Source organism: Alkalibacillus salilacus (assembly GCF_030812915.1).
Classification (GTDB): Bacteria; Bacillota; Bacilli; order Bacillales; family Alkalibacillaceae; genus Alkalibacillus; species Alkalibacillus salilacus.
Genome location: NZ_JAUSTQ010000002.1, coordinates 34322 through 52274, shown reverse-complemented (window position 1 = coordinate 52274; position 17953 = coordinate 34322). Strand labels below are relative to the sequence as shown.

21 protein-coding genes are annotated in these 17953 nt (G+C 36.9%); all 21 read left to right on the top strand.

Going from position 1 to position 17953, the window contains the following annotated elements; genetic code table 11:
• Positions 1-5 precede the first annotated feature (5 nt).
• The 21 genes from J2S77_RS02415 to J2S77_RS02315 all read left to right on the top strand — a co-directional run bounded on the left by J2S77_RS02415 (position 6) and on the right by J2S77_RS02315 (position 17930).
• Positions 6-617: a stage V sporulation protein AA gene (locus tag J2S77_RS02415; protein WP_306974317.1), complete on the top strand. Its 612-nt coding sequence runs from the start codon at positions 6-8 to the stop codon at positions 615-617.
• Positions 607-1026 (top strand): stage V sporulation protein AB, encoded by a 420-nt coding sequence (locus J2S77_RS02410; RefSeq protein WP_306974921.1) that lies wholly within the window; start codon positions 607-609, stop codon positions 1024-1026. Before J2S77_RS02415 ends, J2S77_RS02410 begins: the two co-directional genes overlap by 11 nt.
• 15 nt (positions 1027-1041) lie before the next feature.
• On the top strand, positions 1042-1494 hold the full coding sequence (gene spoVAC, locus J2S77_RS02405) for a stage V sporulation protein AC (protein ID WP_306974315.1): 453 nt from the start codon (positions 1042-1044) through the stop codon (positions 1492-1494).
• A gap of 10 nt (positions 1495-1504) precedes the next feature.
• Entirely contained in the window at positions 1505-2515 is a 1011-nt protein-coding gene (gene spoVAD, locus J2S77_RS02400) for a stage V sporulation protein AD (RefSeq protein WP_306974918.1), read from the top strand.
• Between the two features lie 2 nt (positions 2516-2517).
• A complete protein-coding gene (gene spoVAE / locus J2S77_RS02395) occupies positions 2518-2868 on the top strand; it encodes a stage V sporulation protein AE (protein WP_306974916.1) in 351 nt (116 codons plus the stop codon).
• A 65-nt stretch (positions 2869-2933) separates the two neighbouring features.
• On the top strand, positions 2934-4355 hold the full coding sequence (locus tag J2S77_RS02390) for a spore germination protein (RefSeq protein WP_306974914.1): 1422 nt from the start codon (positions 2934-2936) through the stop codon (positions 4353-4355).
• A gap of 119 nt (positions 4356-4474) precedes the next feature.
• Positions 4475-5752 (top strand): diaminopimelate decarboxylase, encoded by a 1278-nt coding sequence (gene lysA, locus J2S77_RS02385; protein ID WP_306974313.1) that lies wholly within the window; start codon positions 4475-4477, stop codon positions 5750-5752.
• 20 nt (positions 5753-5772) lie between these two features.
• Positions 5773-6204, top strand: coding sequence for a peptidylprolyl isomerase (locus tag J2S77_RS02380; RefSeq protein ID WP_306974312.1), 432 nt, complete (start codon positions 5773-5775; stop codon positions 6202-6204).
• Between the two features lie 181 nt (positions 6205-6385).
• Entirely contained in the window at positions 6386-6730 is a 345-nt protein-coding gene (locus J2S77_RS02375; protein ID WP_306974310.1) for a GNAT family N-acetyltransferase, read from the top strand.
• Between the two features lie 420 nt (positions 6731-7150).
• Entirely contained in the window at positions 7151-7903 is a 753-nt protein-coding gene (locus tag J2S77_RS02370) for a segregation/condensation protein A (RefSeq protein ID WP_306974307.1), read from the top strand.
• Positions 7890-8462, top strand: a complete 573-nt coding sequence (gene scpB, locus J2S77_RS02365) for an SMC-Scp complex subunit ScpB (protein WP_306974305.1) — start codon at positions 7890-7892, stop codon at positions 8460-8462. Before J2S77_RS02370 ends, scpB begins: the two co-directional genes overlap by 14 nt.
• A 38-nt stretch (positions 8463-8500) precedes the next feature.
• Positions 8501-8962 (top strand): DUF3907 family protein, encoded by a 462-nt coding sequence (locus J2S77_RS02360; RefSeq protein ID WP_306974912.1) that lies wholly within the window; start codon positions 8501-8503, stop codon positions 8960-8962.
• Between the two features lie 149 nt (positions 8963-9111).
• Entirely contained in the window at positions 9112-10017 is a 906-nt protein-coding gene (locus tag J2S77_RS02355) for a D-alanyl-D-alanine carboxypeptidase family protein (RefSeq protein ID WP_306974303.1), read from the top strand.
• Positions 10011-10604, top strand: a complete 594-nt coding sequence (locus J2S77_RS02350) for a nucleoside recognition domain-containing protein (protein ID WP_306974301.1) — start codon at positions 10011-10013, stop codon at positions 10602-10604. The genes J2S77_RS02355 and J2S77_RS02350 overlap by 7 nt, the downstream gene beginning before the upstream one ends.
• Positions 10601-11128 carry a spore maturation protein gene (locus J2S77_RS02345; protein ID WP_306974299.1) on the top strand — a complete coding sequence of 176 codons (528 nt, stop codon included), beginning with the start codon at positions 10601-10603 and terminating at the stop codon, positions 11126-11128. The genes J2S77_RS02350 and J2S77_RS02345 overlap by 4 nt, the downstream gene beginning before the upstream one ends.
• An 83-nt stretch (positions 11129-11211) precedes the next feature.
• Positions 11212-11955, top strand: coding sequence for a pseudouridine synthase (locus tag J2S77_RS02340; protein WP_306974297.1), 744 nt, complete (start codon positions 11212-11214; stop codon positions 11953-11955).
• A gap of 66 nt (positions 11956-12021) precedes the next feature.
• Complete coding sequence (gene resA, locus J2S77_RS02335) at positions 12022-12564, top strand: thiol-disulfide oxidoreductase ResA (protein WP_306974295.1); 543 nt, start codon at positions 12022-12024, stop codon at positions 12562-12564.
• Positions 12565-12580: 16 nt separating this feature from the next.
• The gene (gene resB / locus J2S77_RS02330) at positions 12581-14212 is read left to right on the top strand and encodes a cytochrome c biogenesis protein ResB (RefSeq protein WP_306974293.1); all 1632 of its coding nucleotides are present in this window, start codon (positions 12581-12583) and stop codon (positions 14210-14212) included.
• Between the two features lie 27 nt (positions 14213-14239).
• On the top strand, positions 14240-15430 hold the full coding sequence (gene ccsB, locus J2S77_RS02325; protein WP_306974291.1) for a c-type cytochrome biogenesis protein CcsB: 1191 nt from the start codon (positions 14240-14242) through the stop codon (positions 15428-15430).
• A gap of 26 nt (positions 15431-15456) precedes the next feature.
• Positions 15457-16173 carry a response regulator transcription factor gene (locus J2S77_RS02320; protein ID WP_306974289.1) on the top strand — a complete coding sequence of 239 codons (717 nt, stop codon included), beginning with the start codon at positions 15457-15459 and terminating at the stop codon, positions 16171-16173.
• Positions 16173-17930: an ATP-binding protein gene (locus J2S77_RS02315; protein ID WP_306974287.1), complete on the top strand. Its 1758-nt coding sequence runs from the start codon at positions 16173-16175 to the stop codon at positions 17928-17930. Before J2S77_RS02320 ends, J2S77_RS02315 begins: the two co-directional genes overlap by 1 nt.
• The last annotated feature ends 23 nt before the right edge of the window (positions 17931-17953 follow it).

Sequence of the window (17953 nt, the reverse complement as noted above, 5' to 3'; positions counted from 1 at the left end):
TTAATATGTCAGATGTGGTGTACGTTCGTCTAAAACAAAAAATCTCCGTGCGAAAAGGTCACCACATTCGTTTGGGTGATCTTGCGTGGGTATGTTGTAAAGAGGCACTACGTGAAAAAGTTCTAACCCTATTTATATACGAAGTTAAAGAATCTGATTTAACGTATAAGGTCATTGATGTATACCATGTCATTCAAAAACTAAAACAGCTTTATCCAGAGGTAGATATTGAAACAGTTGGTCCTACACAAACCATTTTGGCTATAGAAAAACGTCAGCCTAAGCTTTATCCGTTATATGTCTTCTTTGTATGGACTTTATTGTTTATTGGGGCTGCTATGGCAGTTATGAACTTTCATTTTGATGTAAGCATGCCAGCTGTTCAAGATCAATTACATGAGATGATTGCTTACGATCTTGATCGGAGTGTTTTATGGTTGCAAATTCCTTATTCTTTCGGCTTAGGAATAGGAATGATTCTTTTCTTTAATCACTTTCTTAAGAAGAAATTCAATGAAGAGCCAAGTCCGCTTGAAGTAGAAATGTTTAATTATGATCAGAATTTATATGAATATGTCACGTTCAATGAAAATGAGTTGGATCGTGATGATCATTAGTTATCTTATTGAAATTATTGTTGGTTTATCAGCTGGATTAGCGGTTGGCTCAGGGTTTGTGGCATTCTTAACAGTCTTAGGTGTCATTCCAAGATTAGTTCAGTTATCGAAAGCACGGGAATTCATAAGGCATTTTGAATGGGCGGTTGTTTTAGGCGCGATGGTAGGGATCTATTTGTCATTTGGTGAGATGGAGTTTGTGACGCATCCAATATTTGAAGCTTATTGGGGCTTATTACATGGCATATTTATCGGAATGTTAGCTGCAGGTCTGACAGAAGTATTAAACGTGTTTCCTATTTTGGCAAGAAGGATGCATGTTCATGATTATATACCTTATTTATTAATAGCATTAGTTCTTGGGAAAATTGTAGGCTCACTGTTTCAATGGATTATTTTTACGCGGTAGGAGGTCAATTAACTTATGATTACAAAAGATAACTACCAACAATCGATTAAACCGTATCAACCGAAGCCAAATTTAATTCAAAATTGTATTAAAGCTTTCGTAGTTGGTGGTCTGATTTGTGTTGTTGGTCAAGGATTAACGGTGTTGTACATGGAAATGTTTGGGTTCACTGCAAAAGAAGCTGGGAATCCGACCATTACGACATTAATTCTGATCGCAGCCATCCTAACGGGTTTTGGTGTATATGACAAACTGGGCCAATTTGCAGGTGCTGGTTCAGCTGTACCTGTTACAGGTTTTGCGAATTCAATAGCTAGTGCAGCATTGGAACACAAAAGTGAAGGGTTAGTTTTAGGCGTAGCTACAAATATGTTCAAGCTAGCTGGTTCAGTGATTGTGTTTGGTACTGTAGCTGCCTATGTAGTTGGCTTAATTCGATTTACTGCGCAGACAATACTAGGAAGTTAAGGTGAGTAAAATGAAACAAGGGAAGCAATCGTGGTTGTTTCAAAATGGTGTTTATATAATTGACACAGCAACGGTTTCAGGGCCTAAAGAAAAGCAGGGGCCATTAGGGTCAACATTTGATTATTCGTATGAAAAACTTCATTGTGATGGAAAAACGTGGGAGCAAGCAGAACAGAATTTATTAAGCAAAGCAACAAATTTGTGTATGGAAAAATCAGGAATTCGGGAAGATGCGTTAGATTTAATTGTGAGTGGTGATCTGCTTAATCAAAATGTTACGAGTAATTATGTTGCCAGGGACTACTCCAGTTCAATGCTTTGTGTGTTTGGGGCCTGTTCAACGTCGATGGAAAGCTTGGCGATAGCTGGTTCACTGATTAATAGTCAAGATAATCAATTTGCTTTAGCAGCAACATCAAGTCATTATGCTACTGCAGAAAGACAATTTCGTTACCCCACTGAATATGGTGGTCAAAAGCCTGACACAGCAACTTCTACAGTAACTGGGGCGGGGGCTGCGTTAGTGTCATCACAAACGAGCCATATACAAGTGGAGGGAGCAACAATTGGTCAAGTGATCGATTACGGAGCTCAAGATCCACTTGATATGGGGTCGGCAATGGCACCGGCTGCTGCTAATACAATTCTTCAACATCTAACTGATTTTAATCGAGAAGTAAATGATTATGATTTAATTTTAACAGGTGATTTATCGAGTGTAGGGACTCCTATTTTAAAAAAAATTCTGTATCAATCTGGTGTAGATATTGAAACGGTTCATGATGATTGCGGGTTAATGATCTATCATCAGGATCAAAATATTTTCGCTGGTGGTAGTGGCTGCGCCTCTTCAGCGCTTGTAGCATATGGACATGTTATTCAGCAATTGCGCAGTGGAAACCTGAATCGAGTTTTGGTTGTCGCAACTGGTGCACTTCTCAATCCTACTATGATGCAACAGAAAGAATCAATTCCTTGTATTGCGCATGGTGTTGTATTAAAACGGAGTGATGCAATATGATCATGGATTTTGTTTGGGCGTTTATTGTCGGTGGTTCCATATGTGTTATTGGTCAATTACTATTAGATATTTTTAAATTAACGCCAGCTCATGTGATGTCGTTATTTGTCGTTTCAGGAGCTGTATTAGATGGTTTTTCATTATATGATCGATTAATTGAGTTTGCTGGTGCAGGCGCAACAGTACCGATCACGAGTTTTGGCCATTCTTTATTGCACGGCGCAATGTCACAAGCAGAAGAACATGGCTTTTTAGGGATTGCGATTGGTATTTTTCAATTAACGTCTGCAGGTATTGCATCTGCTATTTTATTCGGTTTTATAGTAGCCGTCATTTTTAAACCAAAAGGATAAAGGTGTGAGTAACCGTGTCGAAAGAAGATCAAATAAAACGGTCGATTAAACAAAATCGTCGAGTAATGGAAGATAGATTGGGGATTGGTGTTTCCTTTGATATAGGTTACCGAACAATTAAAGTTTTAGGCCGAGATGTAGATTTTTACTATGTTAACGGGCTAGTGGATACGCGATTCGTGATGAGAATATTGGAAAACATTGTTGAAATAAATGATGTTGAATCTAATCGAGATAAAGTTGAAGAGATTGTAAAAAACCGTCTTGTCAATCATCAATTTGAGTCAATGGATTCATATGATAATGCGATGACTGAAGTTATGTCTGGCTTACTGGTGGTATTTGTAGATGGTTTTGATCAAGCGTTTGTAGTCGATGTCCGTAACTATCCAGGAAGAGGACCGGAAGAACCAGACACAGAACGAGTTGTTAGAGGGTCGCGTGATGGCTATACAGAGAATATCATTGAAAATGCTGGTTTAACACGCCGTCGTGTTAGAGATGAACATTTTCGTTTGGAAATTCAACAAGTGGGTGAGCGTTCTCAAATGGACGTAGCTCTTATGTATATTAACGATATAGCTGACCCGAACTTAATTGAAACAGTTAGAAGTGAGATTGATAAAATTGACGTTGATGGTATGTCAATGTCTGATAAAACCCTCGAAGAATATATATTAAAACAAGGGAAAACCCCATTTCCACTTGTGCGCTATACTGAAAGACCAGATGTTGCTTCAGCTCATTTATTTGAAGGTCATGTGCTTGTCATGGTGGACACATCTCCGACTATTATGATTACACCTACTACCATGTTTCACCATGTCCAGCATGCTGAAGAGTACCGCCAAGTTCCATTTGTGGGTACTTTTGTAAGATGGGTGAGGTTTTTAGGGATTTTTGCTTCATTGTTTTTATTACCACTTTGGTTATTATTTGTTATGGAACCAGAACGTTTGCCTGAAAACCTTGGTTATATTGGACCGTCTGAAGAAGGGAATGTTCCCATTGTTATCCAAGCATTATTAGCTGATATTGGCTTGGAATTTTTGAGGATCGCAGCCATTCATACACCAACAGCTGTCTCAACTGCATTAGGCTTGATTGCAGCGGTATTGATTGGTGAAATTGCAATAGATGTTGGGTTATTCACGCCTGAAATTATTTTATATGTAGCAATTGCAGCTATAGGAAGTTATGCGACTCCGAGTTATGAATTGTCTGTGGCTAATAAAATTTCTAGGATTGCGTTAGTGATCTTAACTGCATCGATGGGGGTCATTGGTCTTGTTCTAGGAGCGACATTGTATGTCTTACTATTAGCTCGAACTTTTTCTTTGAATACTCCTTATTTGTGGCCACTTATTCCATTTAATCCAGGTGCAATGTATCATATATTATTTCGAGTGTCTGTACCGCTTGCACAACAACGGCCAAGTATCGTTCATCCACAAAATCAAAAAAGAACAAAGTCGAACAAAACTTGAACCTATGATTGACTTTTCATAGGTTCAAGTTTTATATTTTTTAGAGGTAAAAAAATTGCTTGCACACTTCCTATATGATAAGTTAACTGTATTGCAATCAGAAACGGACAGGTGAAATTATGAGTCAATCAGCGTTTAATATAACAGATCAAAAACTAACTGAACTTGCAGAAAAATACGGAACACCATTGTTTGTCTACGATGTGGATCACATAAGACGTAATGCTCGTTCTTTTGTTGAAACATTCAAACAATATGATATAAATTATCAAGTTGCTTATGCTAGCAAAGCTTTTTCTTCCATTGCGATGCTTCAAGTTGCTAAACAAGAACAAATGAGTTTAGATGTCGTTTCTGAAGGAGAGCTTCATACGGCTATTCAAGCAAATTATCCAATGGAAAAAGTCCATGTCCACGGTAATAATAAAAGTCGAACAGTTTTAGAAATGGCAGTTGATTATCAAGTAGGGTGTATTGTAATTGATAATTTCTATGAGATCGCTTTACTTGAAGAAATATTAGAAGAAAAACAACAAACCATTAATGCACTTATTCGAATAACGCCAGGTATTGAGGCTCATACTCACGAATATATACTAACAGGACAAGAGGATTCCAAGTTTGGGTTTGACCTAATTAGTGGACAGGCAGAACAAGCTTTAACTCATCTAATGGAACATCATTCCATCCACTTGCAAGGTGTCCACAGTCACATTGGTTCTCAAATATTTGAAACAACAGGTTTTGAGATGACGACAGAGAAAGTATTTCGCGCACTCAGTGAGTGGTATGAACGATATCAATTTGAAGCAGAAGTTGTTAATTTAGGAGGAGGATTCGGCATCCAATATACCAAAGATGATGAGCCGTTACCTCTTTCTGAATATGTGCACGCCTTAGTGAAATCTGTTAAAAAGGCGGCAGAAGAGTACCAATTAACTATACCAGAAATTTGGATTGAACCTGGTCGATCAATTGTTGGTGAAGCGGCCGTGACAATTTATGAAATTGGAGCAATTAAAGATATACCGAATGTAAGGAAGTATGTTTCGGTTAACGGTGGTATGACGGATAATATACGACCAGCGTTATATGGAGCTGAATATGAGGCTACGATTTTAAATAAACGTGACCAAGCCTTGGAAGAAACCGTGGCTATTGCTGGACAAAGTTGTGAAACTGGCGATATGCTTATTTGGGACTTAACTCTTCCTAAAGTGGAAAGTGGTGATTTATTAGCTGTCTATTCTACTGGAGCATATGGTTATGCCATGGCTAGTCATTATAACCGCTTCCCTAAGGCTGCTGTTGTGTTTGTGGAAAATGGAAAGGACCAATTAGTGATTCAAAGAGAAAGTGTGCAAGATTTGACACGTTTCGACTTAACTTATGAATAAAATAGAAGGTAGGAATTAATATGAAACAAGGTAAAATCCAGTTCGAAAATGGTGAACAAATTCAATTTGAATTATATCCGGATGGTGCCCCCAATACAGTCGATAATTTTGTGAAATTGGCAAAAGACGGTTTTTATGATGGGTTAACATTTCACCGTGTAATACCAGGTTTTGTTATTCAGGGTGGATGCCCGAATGGGACAGGCACAGGTGGTCCTGGTTACACAATTAAATGTGAAACAGAAGACAATCCTTATCAACATGAACGTGGAAGTTTATCTATGGCACATGCTGGAAAAGATACAGGTGGTAGTCAATTTTTTATTTGTCACGATCAACAGCCACATCTTGACGGACGCCATACTGTATTTGGTAAAGTAACAGATGGTTTGGATGTTGTAGACCGAGTACGCCCTGGTGACGTTATGCAAACCGTGACAATTGAATCCTAACTCGTATCACGTTAGACTATATCACGGTATGAATTGACAAAAGCTAAAAAAAGCGTATTCTATTATAGTGAACTTACATGTCATGCTAAATTATTGTTTATGATATGTTAAGCGAGACGCACATGTTTAATGCAAAATCATACCATTATAACGTGATGTTCTTAGTTAAAGAGGGGTTTTTATGTTAATCAAATATAAAAAAAGCTTCGAGAAGATTGCGATGGGCTTATTGTCTTTTATGCCAGACGAAAAAGAAGTCAAAAAACTTCAAACAACCATCAAAGAATATGAATCCAATGACGATTGGCAATTATTTCTTTGGAAAGAAGAAGATATCTTAGGTGCTCTAGGTGTGCGGTTTGAAGATGAAACCCTTGTTATTCAACACATCAGTGTAACCCCTTCGCATCGCAATCAAGGAATCGGAAAGCAAATGATTCAAGCATTAGAAGAACAATATGGAGAGAAATACACTATTTGTGGAAACGAACAGACTAAAGAATTTTATGAGCAATGCCACGCTTGAATAAACTCAAAAAGGTTTCAACTTAATAATCATTAAGTTGAAACCTTTTTTATTAATACGCTCTGTTAAAATTTAATGTTGATTTTCAAAATGATGTAGCACTTAGTTGTTGAATTGTGAGAAGCGAAGGTGGCGACTCCCGGTCGACTAAGTTCGGTCACGTCCTGTGACCAACGTCGACATTAGGCCGTCCGGGCCGTCACGGGAACAGCACGTGTCTCGAGACCCCGCAGGCCACGCTTTTCGGCCGAGGAGGCTCGAGCCGTGCCCGCGGAAAGCGTCCACCGGTAGCGGATCACAATATCAACAACGGACTTTAACAAAGCCTATTAATAAATAATGACAGATGTCTGTTCCTTTTAGACACCAGTTTTGATACGATAATAAGTAAGAGGAAAGTGTAGTGAAGAGAGTGAGTAAATGTCAGAATCAGTATATAAAGTTAAGATTGATTCATTCGAAGGGCCATTAGATTTATTATTACACTTAATTAATCAGTATGAAATCGATATTTATGATGTCCCTTTAAAAGAAATAGCTGATCAATATTTAAATTATATTCATACCATGCAGGATCTACATCTCGACATCGCCAGTGAATACCTTGTCATGGCTGCAACTTTACTTGAAATCAAAAGTCAAATGTTACTGCCTAAACAAGAACTCGATGTTGAAGATGAGTATGAAGAAGACCCTCAAGAAGAATTGATCCAACGTTTAGTGGAGTATAAGAAATACAAGGAAGCCGCTAACATCTTACAAGAGAAAGAACAAGAGTCAAACCAAATATTCACTCGTCCACCGATGGATATGACACCTTATCAGTCGGAATATGTAGTTAAACGGAGTGATGTATTATCAGTTACTGACTTAACTGAAGCATTCCAAAAAGTGTTACGACGTAAGAAATTATTAGCGCCTATGGAAACAACTATTCAAAGACAAGAAGTGTCAATTGAAGATCGTATGGAAGATGTCATATATACGCTTCAACGATTAAAAGGGCGTTCATCTTTTTATGATCTATTTTCTTATCAAGAAAAATTTGAAGTTGTCACCACATTTTTAGCATTATTAGAACTAATGAAGACGTATACGATTATGTGTTATCAATCGGATAACTTTTCTGACATCACAGTTGCACTAATGGAGGATGAACATGGAACTGACTGAATTTAAAGGCGTTTTGGAAGGCTTGTTATTTGCTTCGGGTGATGAGGGGCTTGAGATGAATCAAATCAAACAAGTGCTTTCAGTAAATGATGAAACAGCACAACTTTTATTAGAAGAATTGAAATATGACTATGAACATAGTCAACGAGGATTGTCGCTTTTGGAAAGAAAAGGCGTTTATTATTTAACGACTAAATCAGAGCATGCCTTATATTTTGAGAAGATGCAAGAGTCGACTTCTCAATCAAAATTATCACAAGCGGCATTAGAAACACTTTCTATTATCGCTTATCAACAACCAATAACCAGAGTGGAAATAGAAGATATTCGAGGTGTGAAAAGTGATGGTCCAATCCAAACGCTAGTATCTCGATTTCTAATTGAAGAATGTGGTCGCAAGGAAACGAGTGGACGCCCGATTTTATTTCAGACAACTAAAGAATTTCTTACATTCTTTGGTTTGACTTCACTGGAAGAATTACCACCATTACCGAATGAAGATGTGGATCACGCTTTAGAAGAAGCTGATTTATTCTTTAATGAAATCGAGAACCATTAATTTAAAACTTGATCAATTAGGGAGGTCAACCAGTGCCAATGAGCACACAATTATTCTCACAGGCTGAACAAATTTATAAACAATTGCAAGAGATTGAACAAAAATTAACTTGCTTTTTAAACGAGAAGAGTGTTACTTCAATCGTTGAACAAGATAAATCATTGAATTATGAATATATTGGAAGGGTGATTAAACAGTTTCGTTTCTTAGAAGTTTATTGCATGGAAGGGAAAAACGCTTTGAAACGTTTGATTCGGTCTGAACCTCTAGATACTAATATGCTTGAAAAGATCCTTAAAGGCGTTTATCACAAGTGTGTTAATCAGTTTTTCTCTCCAAAGGATGATTTATGGTATGAAGACAGTCGAGCTTCTTATCGTGACAAACGATCAATTGAATTTCAATATGACCCCGGTGATGATTTGCTTAATTTGTCGCAACAAATTGAACCTACTTTTCAAGATTTACGGGAACAATTAGATTATTTAGAAGCCGTTTAACGGTTCGATTCCCCTTCGGCCAATCCATTAATGGATTGGCCGAATTTTTTATATATTTAACGTTATTTCTCTCATGATTTTCATATCTCAAATGACACAAACATAGAATGCTGTAGGAAAGGACAAGGTTTAGGGATAGGGGATGAATGATGAAACTGATACGCATATTCATAGTGATGATGATCTTGTTTTATGTTTTACCACATTCTGTTCAAGCAGAACCAAGTTTGTCGGCTCATCATGCAGTCGTTATTGATATGGAAACAGGAGAAGTTTTGTTTAATAAAGACGCCAATTCTGAAGAATCTATAGCGAGTATTACTAAAATCATGACAGCTATTGTAGCTATTGAGCATGGAGATCTTAATCAGTCTGTTGAAATATCACAACAAGCAGCAAGTACAGTTGGTTCTTCAATTTATACAAAACCAGGAGATCAGTATCCATTACGAGATTTAATCTATGGATTAATGCTTCGTTCTGGCAATGATGCTGCAGTGGCGATTGCAGAACATATAGCGGGTAGTGAGGGTGGATTTGCCTACTTAATGAATGAAAAAGCAGATTGGTTAGGTATGACACAAAGCCAATTTCAAAACCCACACGGTTTAGATGAAGAAGGGCATTATTCAAGCGCTTTAGATATGGCTAAGTTAACACGGTACGCTATGAATTCAGAGCCAGTTTTTAGAGAGATCTTCGGTTCTAAAACATATTTATCTGAAGAAGAAGATTATCCTTGGCATAATAAAAACAAATTATTGATGACGTATGATGATGTCTGTACGGGTGGTAAAACGGGATATACAAGCACAGCTGGACGAACGTTGGTTACAACTGCTAAACAAGATCATCACGAGCTTGTTGTTGTGACTATCGATGCTAAGCGTGACTGGCAAGACCATAAAGAACTTTATGAATATGGATTTGAGCAATTAGAAGATCAACCAGAAATACCGATTACTTTTACTGAGGAAGAAGAGAAACCATTATCATCCTTTCGTACAATGATCTCGGAAGCTTTTCAACATTTACAAGGTGGTCCAACATGGTAAATATTATCTGGGTTGGTTTAGCTGTCATCGGCATTATCTATGCGTTTTTTAATGGCACCATTGAAGAAGTCAATGAAGTTATTTTCCAAAGTGCAGAAGAGGCAGTAGCATTAACCATAAGCTTAGTTAGTGTTTTGGTATTTTGGTTAGGTATTATGAGAATTGCTGAAAAGTCGGGGCTATTAAATTCATTAGCCCAATTATTCAAACCGTTATTCACACGATTGTTTCCTGACATTCCAGCTGATCATCCAGCAATGGGGTATATTTTATCTAATGTATCTGCAAATCTTTTTGGTTTAGGTAATGCAGCGACGCCACTTGGAATTAAGGCGATGCATGAAATGAAAGTATTAAATGGTGATAGTGAAGTAGCTTCAAGGTCTATGATAACCTTTCTCGCCATAAACACTTCTAGTGTAACTCTAGTCCCGACTACAATGATTGCTATTCGAATGCGATATGATTCAATTAGTCCAACTGATATTGTGATTTCTACTATATTAGCGACACTCGTTTCTTCTATTGGTGCTATTTTGATTGATCGCTATTTTTACTATCGAAGAAAGAGGAGACAAGCTGTATGATTGTACAGATAAGTAACTGGATTATTCCGCTTCTTTTACTTACGGTATTTCTTCATGGGACTTATAAACGCGTGCCAACTTATGAAACTTTTGTTGAAGGAGGTAAGGAGGGTGTAAAGATGGCAGTCTCTTTGCTTCCTTTTTTATTAGGGATGATCGTTTCTATTAGTATATTCCGGGCCTCAGGTGCATTAGATGCATTTGTCAATGTCATAGACCCTTTATTGGCTATTTTCAATGTTCCACCTGAAATCGTTCCTCAAGCACTAACAAGACCGATTTCAGGAACAGCGTCACTAAGTATTGCGACAGACTTGATTCGTTCAGAAGGGCCGGATTCATTTATAGGTAGGCTAGCTTCAACCATGCAAGGAAGTACAGATACGACGCTTTATGTGTTAACTGTCTATTTTGGTGCCGTAGGTATTAAGAGAATGGGGGATGCACTTAAAGTTGGACTGTTAGCAGATTTGATTGGTATAATAGCATCGTTAATCGTATGTTATCTATTGTTTGGATCATAATGAGAGTAACTAAGCGTTAACCGTAGTGTTAGCGCTTTTCTTATGCCATAATATAATTAATGAAGAAATGAAGAGGTGTCAGTATGAGTGAAAATAAAGAACGATTGCAAAAAGTCATTGCTAATAGCGGGGTCACATCTAGAAGAAAGGCAGAGGACATGATTGTGTCTGGACGAGTCAAAGTGAATAATAAAGTTGTGACAGAGCTAGGTACAAAAGTCTCCAAGCAAGATAGTGTGGCAGTCGATGATATCGTAATTGAGAAAGAACAGCCAGTATATTATATAATCAATAAACCGCGTCAAACATTGTCTTCTGTTCAAGACGATAAAGATCGCCAAGTTGTTACTGATTATCTTTCACCATACATTGAACAAAGAGTTTATCCTGTTGGACGTTTAGACTACGATACGACAGGTGTTTTGTTACTTACTAATGATGGTGATTTGACAAATAAGTTAATTCACCCTAAGTATGGAGTCGACAAAGTTTACGTTGCTAAAGTAAAAGGGATCTTTGATAAAAAAGATTTAACACAGCTTAAAAAGGGAGTTGAACATGAAGGTGAACGATTAAAAGCTGTGAAAGCACGAATTATTGAAATTGATAAACGTAAAAATGTTTCAAAAGTTGAACTTGTACTTCATCAAGGTAAAAACCGTCAAGTGAAACGAATGTTTGAAAGTTTAGGTTATTCAGTTGAAAAATTAAGACGAGAACGATTCGGAACATTAACATTAGGGAATTTACAACCTGGAGAATATCGAGAGTTAACACCACATGAAGTCAAACAATTGGCGGATTTGACGAACCAAAATGTTAAATAATGTTCAAACATCACAAAATACTGATAAAATCACTCATGATACAATGTTAGTGTAGGAGGGTTATCGGTGAATAAGAAGAAAAAACGTCTAATATTTAGAAGTGTTGTCTTAACACTTTTAGTTGGAACATTAGTCTTCGTTTTAATCGTTAATGCGAATTCTGAAAGACCTGATTTAGAAAAAGGGGTAGAAGCTCCCAATTTTAAATTAGATCGATTAGATAAATCCGGAGAAACAATTGAACTGAAAGAATTACGTGGACAAGGTGTCATGGTAAACTTTTGGGCAACTTATTGCGAACCATGCAAGAAAGAAATGCCTTATATGGATCAACTCTATCAAGATTATAAAGACCAAGGAATTGAAATTGTCGCTGTCAGTGTAGACCGAAATGAATCAGTCATTAATAACTTTTATAATAGCCTTGATTTATCCTTTCCAAGTACAATTGACCGACAAGAAACCGTGATGGATGTTTACGAAGTGACGAATTTGCCCGCTTCTTTCTTTATTAATCCAGATGGCACCATTGAACGCATTGTCCGTGGTCCTGTGACATTAGAAAGTTTAGAAGGTTACTTTCAAGAAATATTACCCGAGAAGTCGTGAAGTGTGAGGGATCGTAATGGCTAACGAAACAATACGATGTGAATGTGGACATGAAAATAAAGAAGGAACTGTGCTGTGTGAAGCATGCGGTAAGCCTATTGAAAAAAATCAGCACATTGATGGTAATGATCAACAAAATGTTCTAGAGATGCGTTATGAAGGTGGTGCTCGTCGTTCTCAGACGTATAAACGAACCTTTGTTGATAAGATTTGGGCATTCTTTTCTTCAGTTAAGGTTGGTGTATGGTTAATTGTAATGACGCTAATTTTTTCTGCGCTCGGGACCATATATCCGCAAGAACAATTTAAGAATTCCCCTTTACCATCGTCTGTTTTCTATGAAGAAGAATACGGTTTGACTGGAAAAATATTCTATCAACTTGGATTCCATAATATGTACGATTCTTGGTGGTACATAATTTTAGTTGCGTTAATTGGCGTTTCAATTATTATTTCAAGTATTGATCGCTATGTTCCTTTACGGAGAGCGTTAAAGAATCAAAAGACTAAAAAGAATGAAGTTTTTGTTAAACGTCAACGAGTCGTCAGCTTCGACAATGAACTTTCTGAAAACGATTTGAACACATTAAAAACTAATCTAAAGAAACAACGGTATAAAGTACATGAAGAAAATGGCCATATATTTGCTGAAAAAAATCGCTTTTCAAGATGGGGACCATACGTCAATCACATCGGTTTGATTATTATTCTAATAGCTTCGATTTTTAGAATGTTTGAAGTCATGCACATTGATGATTACGTATGGGTACGTGAAGGTGAGGTCCAAGCAATTCCAGGAACGGGTCAAGAATATTTTGTCGAAAACAATGAATTTATTTATGAAGTTTATGACCCAGAGACTGAAGAACGATTTACAAGGGCATTAGAAGATGTAGAGAATCCAGTACCGAAAAACTTTCAAACGAATGCAACGATTTATCGGGCAACCAATGACCCAGTATTGGGAGAAAAACCTGAATTAGAAAGGGTGACCGAAGGAGAGATTAGATTAAATCAACCCGTTATTTTTGATGGTTATTCTCTTTACCAATCAGGTACACAAGTTGAATCAGAATATAATTCTATTTCTATGGAGTTACAGGTGAACGATGAATCACTGGGAGGCTTCACATTTGATACCGATGAAGCACCTTCTGAATTTAATTTAGAGGAAAGCGATACTACGATTACAATTGACAATTGGTATCCTGAGTTAGAGTTTACAGATGAAGGACCATCTTCGTTTTCGAAGTATCCACGTAATCCAGGTATTATATTCACAGTCAGTAGTCCTGACCTAGATGAAGACGAGCGTTTCTTCTATTTACAAGAAGAAGTTATACCTTTAGCAGATAATAACCAAGCAAACGTTAGTGTCTCAGATGTTGATCGCCGTTCAGCTTCAGGTTTAACTGTGAAAAAAGATAATACATTACCGCTCTTTGGACTAGGGGCAGGTATTTTCATGATTGGTGTATTACAAGGATTATATTGGTATCATAGACGGATATGGATTCATCCAAAAGATGGGAGTTATCATATTGGTGTCCATACGAATAAAAACTGGTATGGTATGAACCAAGAACTGGATAAAATCAGAAAAGGAACGAATGTCAAACCATTTGTTGACCAACAAGAAATGAAGTAATGACATTGTTTGCTTAGGAGGCATTTCATGGGTTTCTATGAATTAAGTAGTTTGTTCTTAAATATTACATTCTTCTTATATTTAATTGCGACAGCATTTTTTGGATTAACCTTAGGGAAAAACAGAGAATCCAATAAAAAATCAAAAGCTATAAAAATTGCTATGACGTTTACGATCATTGGTTTTGCATCTCAAATGACATCGTACATTTTCCGGTGGCTTCAAGCGGGACATATTCCAGTCAGTAATATGTTTGAGTATATCTACTTCTTTAGTATGATGCTTATCTTAGCCTTTGTGGTAATTTATTTCATCTATGGGATTCCTGCATTGGGCTTAATTGCATTACCTATAGCTGTGGTGATCATTGGTTACGGAAGTATGTTCCCACAGGAAATATCGCCTTTAGTGCCGTCACTACAATCAAATTGGCTGTATATTCACGTCACAACGGTTGCCTTAGCTCAAGCAATATTGTCTATAAGCTTCATAGCTGGCTTGTTATTCTTAATCAAACGAGTCGATCAATCTCAATCTAGTAAAGAAACAACATTCTTAGAACTGATTTTATTTGGTGTTGTTTCTACAATTGCTTATATTATTTTATCTAGTAGTTTCGGTGCTATGGATTATGAAGCAACATTTACTAAAGAATTAGAAGAACAAACGGTTGATGTGACTTATTCCATGCCAGCTTTGTTCCAGCCTCATGATTCAGAGTTAGTTACAGAAGGTGTTTTTAACTCTGGTATCGAAACACCGGGTTGGATGCAAGGTGCAGACGCTGGTTTGAAATTAAATACATTAGTTCTTTCATTAACATTGGGTGGCATCCTGTATGGATTGCTTCGGTTAATCTTAAAAGGCCGTAGAGTTTCTGCGTTATTAAATCAAAAGTTTGATAAAATTAACCCAGATATAGTTGATGACATAATGTACCGAGCGATTGCTATTGGTTTCCCTTTATTTACACTTGGTGGATTAATCTTTGCATCTATTTGGGCACAACAAGCTTGGGGCCGCTTCTGGGGTTGGGATCCGAAAGAAGTCTGGGCTCTTGTGACTTGGTTATTCTACGCTGTATTTTTACACTTACGTTTAACACGTGGTTGGCATGGAAAGAAATCCGCATGGCTTGCAGTCGTTGGTTTTGTAATTATTATGTTTAATTTAATTGTAATCAACTTAGTTATTTCTGGATTACACTCTTATGCTTAATCGTCCAATAAAAGGAGATGTTGTATATGTCAGAAGAAGCAAATATTTTAGTGGTCGATGATGAAGAGCGGATTCGACGCTTATTAAAATTATATCTAGACCGGGAAGGTTATCAGATTGATGAAGCTGCAAATGGTGATGAAGCATTAGATAAAGCATTAGCAACCGATTATGATTTAATTCTTCTTGATTTGATGTTGCCTGGAAAAGACGGGGTGGATGTCTGTGCTCAATTGCGAGAACAAAAAGCAACGCCTGTCATCATGTTAACAGCAAAAGGTGAAGAATCTAATCGAGTCCAGGGGTTTGAAGTGGGTGCAGATGATTATATTGTTAAACCATTCAGTCCGCGCGAAGTTGTTTTGCGTGTCAAAGCTCTATTACGACGTGCTTCTGCGACAAAGTATTTAGAAACAAAACCAGATACACAAAATGTATTAGTTTTTCCGCATTTAACGATTGATAAAGACGCTCATCGAGTACTCGCAGATAATATTGAAGTCAGTCTAACGCCGAAAGAATATGAACTATTATATTATTTAGCAAAAGCACCAGATAAAGTATTCGATCGTGAAGAATTGTTAAAGGAAGTATGGGAGTATGAGTTCTTTGGTGATTTAAGAACTGTGGATACTCACGTTAAACGATTGCGGGAGAAATTAAACAAGGTATCTGAGGCTGCAGGGAGTATGATTGTGACTGTTTGGGGTGTTGGTTATAAATTTGAGGTAACTGACACATAATGTTTTGGAAAAGTGTTGTTTTCAAATTATGGTCTACCATTATCCTTCTTGTTGCTTTTGTTTTAATGATTTTGACCGTATTATTGCTTGAGTTTTTCGAGAACTTTTATATCGACGATGCTGAACAAAATCTAGTTAATCAAGCTGAGAGTGTCCAATCATTGGTGGAAAGTCATCAACAAGAAGATGTCAGCATTGAAACGGTTAACCAGTTGATGGATCCTTCAACACGGGTCACTATCTTCTTTGATGAGCATCAATATTGGCAAAACGAAGCGAGTCAAGGACAAAGCTTTGAACTTGATCCAAGTTGGTTTATTGCTAGTTCTGATATTAACCAATCACTATCAGAAGACGAACAGATTAGAGAGATTACAACATTGCCCAATTCTGATGAAGAAATCATGGTTGTTGGAATCCCAACAAAAGATGAACAAGGTGCAATATATGTCTATCAATCCTTAAATGTAGTTGAAGAAACAACGGATCAAACCACAGATATTATTTTGTTAGCAGCTACTATTGCAATTGTATTGACAACAATTTTTGCTTTCTTCCTATCAACACGAATTACTGCACCTTTGATTCGAATGCGTAAAGCAGCATCGGAATTAGCCAAGGGTGAGTTTCATACAAAAGTACCCGTTTTAACGTATGATGAAATCGGTGAATTAGCTAACTCATTTAACTTAATGCGTAGACAATTAAATTATCATATCAATGCTCTTAATCAAGAAAAGTCACAGTTATCTAGTATTTTGAAATCGATGGCTGACGGTGTGATTACGGTTAATAAACAATTTGATGTTTTAATTATCAATCCACCAGCAGAACAATTTCTTGAACAACTTAAATATGAACATGATTTAGCAGAAGAACCATTACCAGAAATGTTAACAACATATTTCAATGATGTATTAATGGATGAACAAGAGCAATCTGTTGAGATAACTGTGCAAGGACGTTCATATGTCTTAGTCATGACGCCACTTTATGATAACTCTGTAATCGTCGGAATTGTTGCGATTATTCGTGATATGACAGATGAGCGGCAATTAGATAAGTTACGTAAAGACTTCTTAGCGAATGTCTCTCATGAATTACGTACACCAATTTCAATGATGCAAGGTTACTCAGAGGCGATTGTTGATGATGTAGCCGAATCGAAAGAAGAAAAACAGGAATTAGCTCAGATTATTTATGATGAGTCGTTGCGGATGAATCGCTTGGTCAATGAATTGCTTGATTTAGCACGAATGGAAGCTGGTCATATTCAATTAAATCCTGAACAAGTAGATGTGAAAACTTTTGTTCAGCGTGTTATGAATAAATTTACCACGTTAGCTCAAAATCAAAAAATCCAATTCAATTCCCATTTTGACTTAGAACAAACAACTGTTATGTTCGATCCAGACCGAATTGAACAAGTCTTAACAAACTTAATTGATAATGCATTTAGACATACAGAAGAGCAAGGAATGATTCATGTTTCCGTTTGGAAAAGTGGCGATGAGATCCATTTTGAAGTTACTGATAATGGAAAAGGAATTGCTGAAGAAGACTTACCATTTGTTTTTGAACGTTTTTATAAAAGTGACAAAGCAAGAACCCGTCATCAATCGAAAAAGGGAACAGGTCTTGGGTTATCCATTGCCAAGCATATTGTAGAATCACATGGCGGAACGATTGTTGCACGTAGTAAATATGAAGAAGGTACGGCATTTACATTCACTTTACCTTTAATATTGGATGAATAAAGATTAAAAATGAACCGCCAAAT

Coding starts and splice junctions, on each gene's coding strand:
- J2S77_RS02415 (WP_306974317.1), top strand. CDS start 6: ATGTCAGATGTGGTGTACGTTCGTCTAAAACAAAAAATCTCCGTGCGA.
- J2S77_RS02410 (WP_306974921.1), top strand. CDS start 607: ATGATCATTAGTTATCTTATTGAAATTATTGTTGGTTTATCAGCTGGA.
- spoVAC (WP_306974315.1), top strand. CDS start 1,042: ATGATTACAAAAGATAACTACCAACAATCGATTAAACCGTATCAACCG.
- spoVAD (WP_306974918.1), top strand. CDS start 1,505: ATGAAACAAGGGAAGCAATCGTGGTTGTTTCAAAATGGTGTTTATATA.
- spoVAE (WP_306974916.1), top strand. CDS start 2,518: ATGGATTTTGTTTGGGCGTTTATTGTCGGTGGTTCCATATGTGTTATT.
- J2S77_RS02390 (WP_306974914.1), top strand. CDS start 2,934: ATGGAAGATAGATTGGGGATTGGTGTTTCCTTTGATATAGGTTACCGA.
- lysA (WP_306974313.1), top strand. CDS start 4,475: ATGAGTCAATCAGCGTTTAATATAACAGATCAAAAACTAACTGAACTT.
- J2S77_RS02380 (WP_306974312.1), top strand. CDS start 5,773: ATGAAACAAGGTAAAATCCAGTTCGAAAATGGTGAACAAATTCAATTT.
- J2S77_RS02375 (WP_306974310.1), top strand. CDS start 6,386: ATGTTAATCAAATATAAAAAAAGCTTCGAGAAGATTGCGATGGGCTTA.
- J2S77_RS02370 (WP_306974307.1), top strand. CDS start 7,151: ATGTCAGAATCAGTATATAAAGTTAAGATTGATTCATTCGAAGGGCCA.
- scpB (WP_306974305.1), top strand. CDS start 7,890: ATGGAACTGACTGAATTTAAAGGCGTTTTGGAAGGCTTGTTATTTGCT.
- J2S77_RS02360 (WP_306974912.1), top strand. CDS start 8,501: ATGAGCACACAATTATTCTCACAGGCTGAACAAATTTATAAACAATTG.
- J2S77_RS02355 (WP_306974303.1), top strand. CDS start 9,112: ATGAAACTGATACGCATATTCATAGTGATGATGATCTTGTTTTATGTT.
- J2S77_RS02350 (WP_306974301.1), top strand. CDS start 10,011: ATGGTAAATATTATCTGGGTTGGTTTAGCTGTCATCGGCATTATCTAT.
- J2S77_RS02345 (WP_306974299.1), top strand. CDS start 10,601: ATGATTGTACAGATAAGTAACTGGATTATTCCGCTTCTTTTACTTACG.
- J2S77_RS02340 (WP_306974297.1), top strand. CDS start 11,212: ATGAGTGAAAATAAAGAACGATTGCAAAAAGTCATTGCTAATAGCGGG.
- resB (WP_306974293.1), top strand. CDS start 12,581: ATGGCTAACGAAACAATACGATGTGAATGTGGACATGAAAATAAAGAA.
- ccsB (WP_306974291.1), top strand. CDS start 14,240: ATGGGTTTCTATGAATTAAGTAGTTTGTTCTTAAATATTACATTCTTC.
- J2S77_RS02320 (WP_306974289.1), top strand. CDS start 15,457: ATGTCAGAAGAAGCAAATATTTTAGTGGTCGATGATGAAGAGCGGATT.
- J2S77_RS02315 (WP_306974287.1), top strand. CDS start 16,173: ATGTTTTGGAAAAGTGTTGTTTTCAAATTATGGTCTACCATTATCCTT.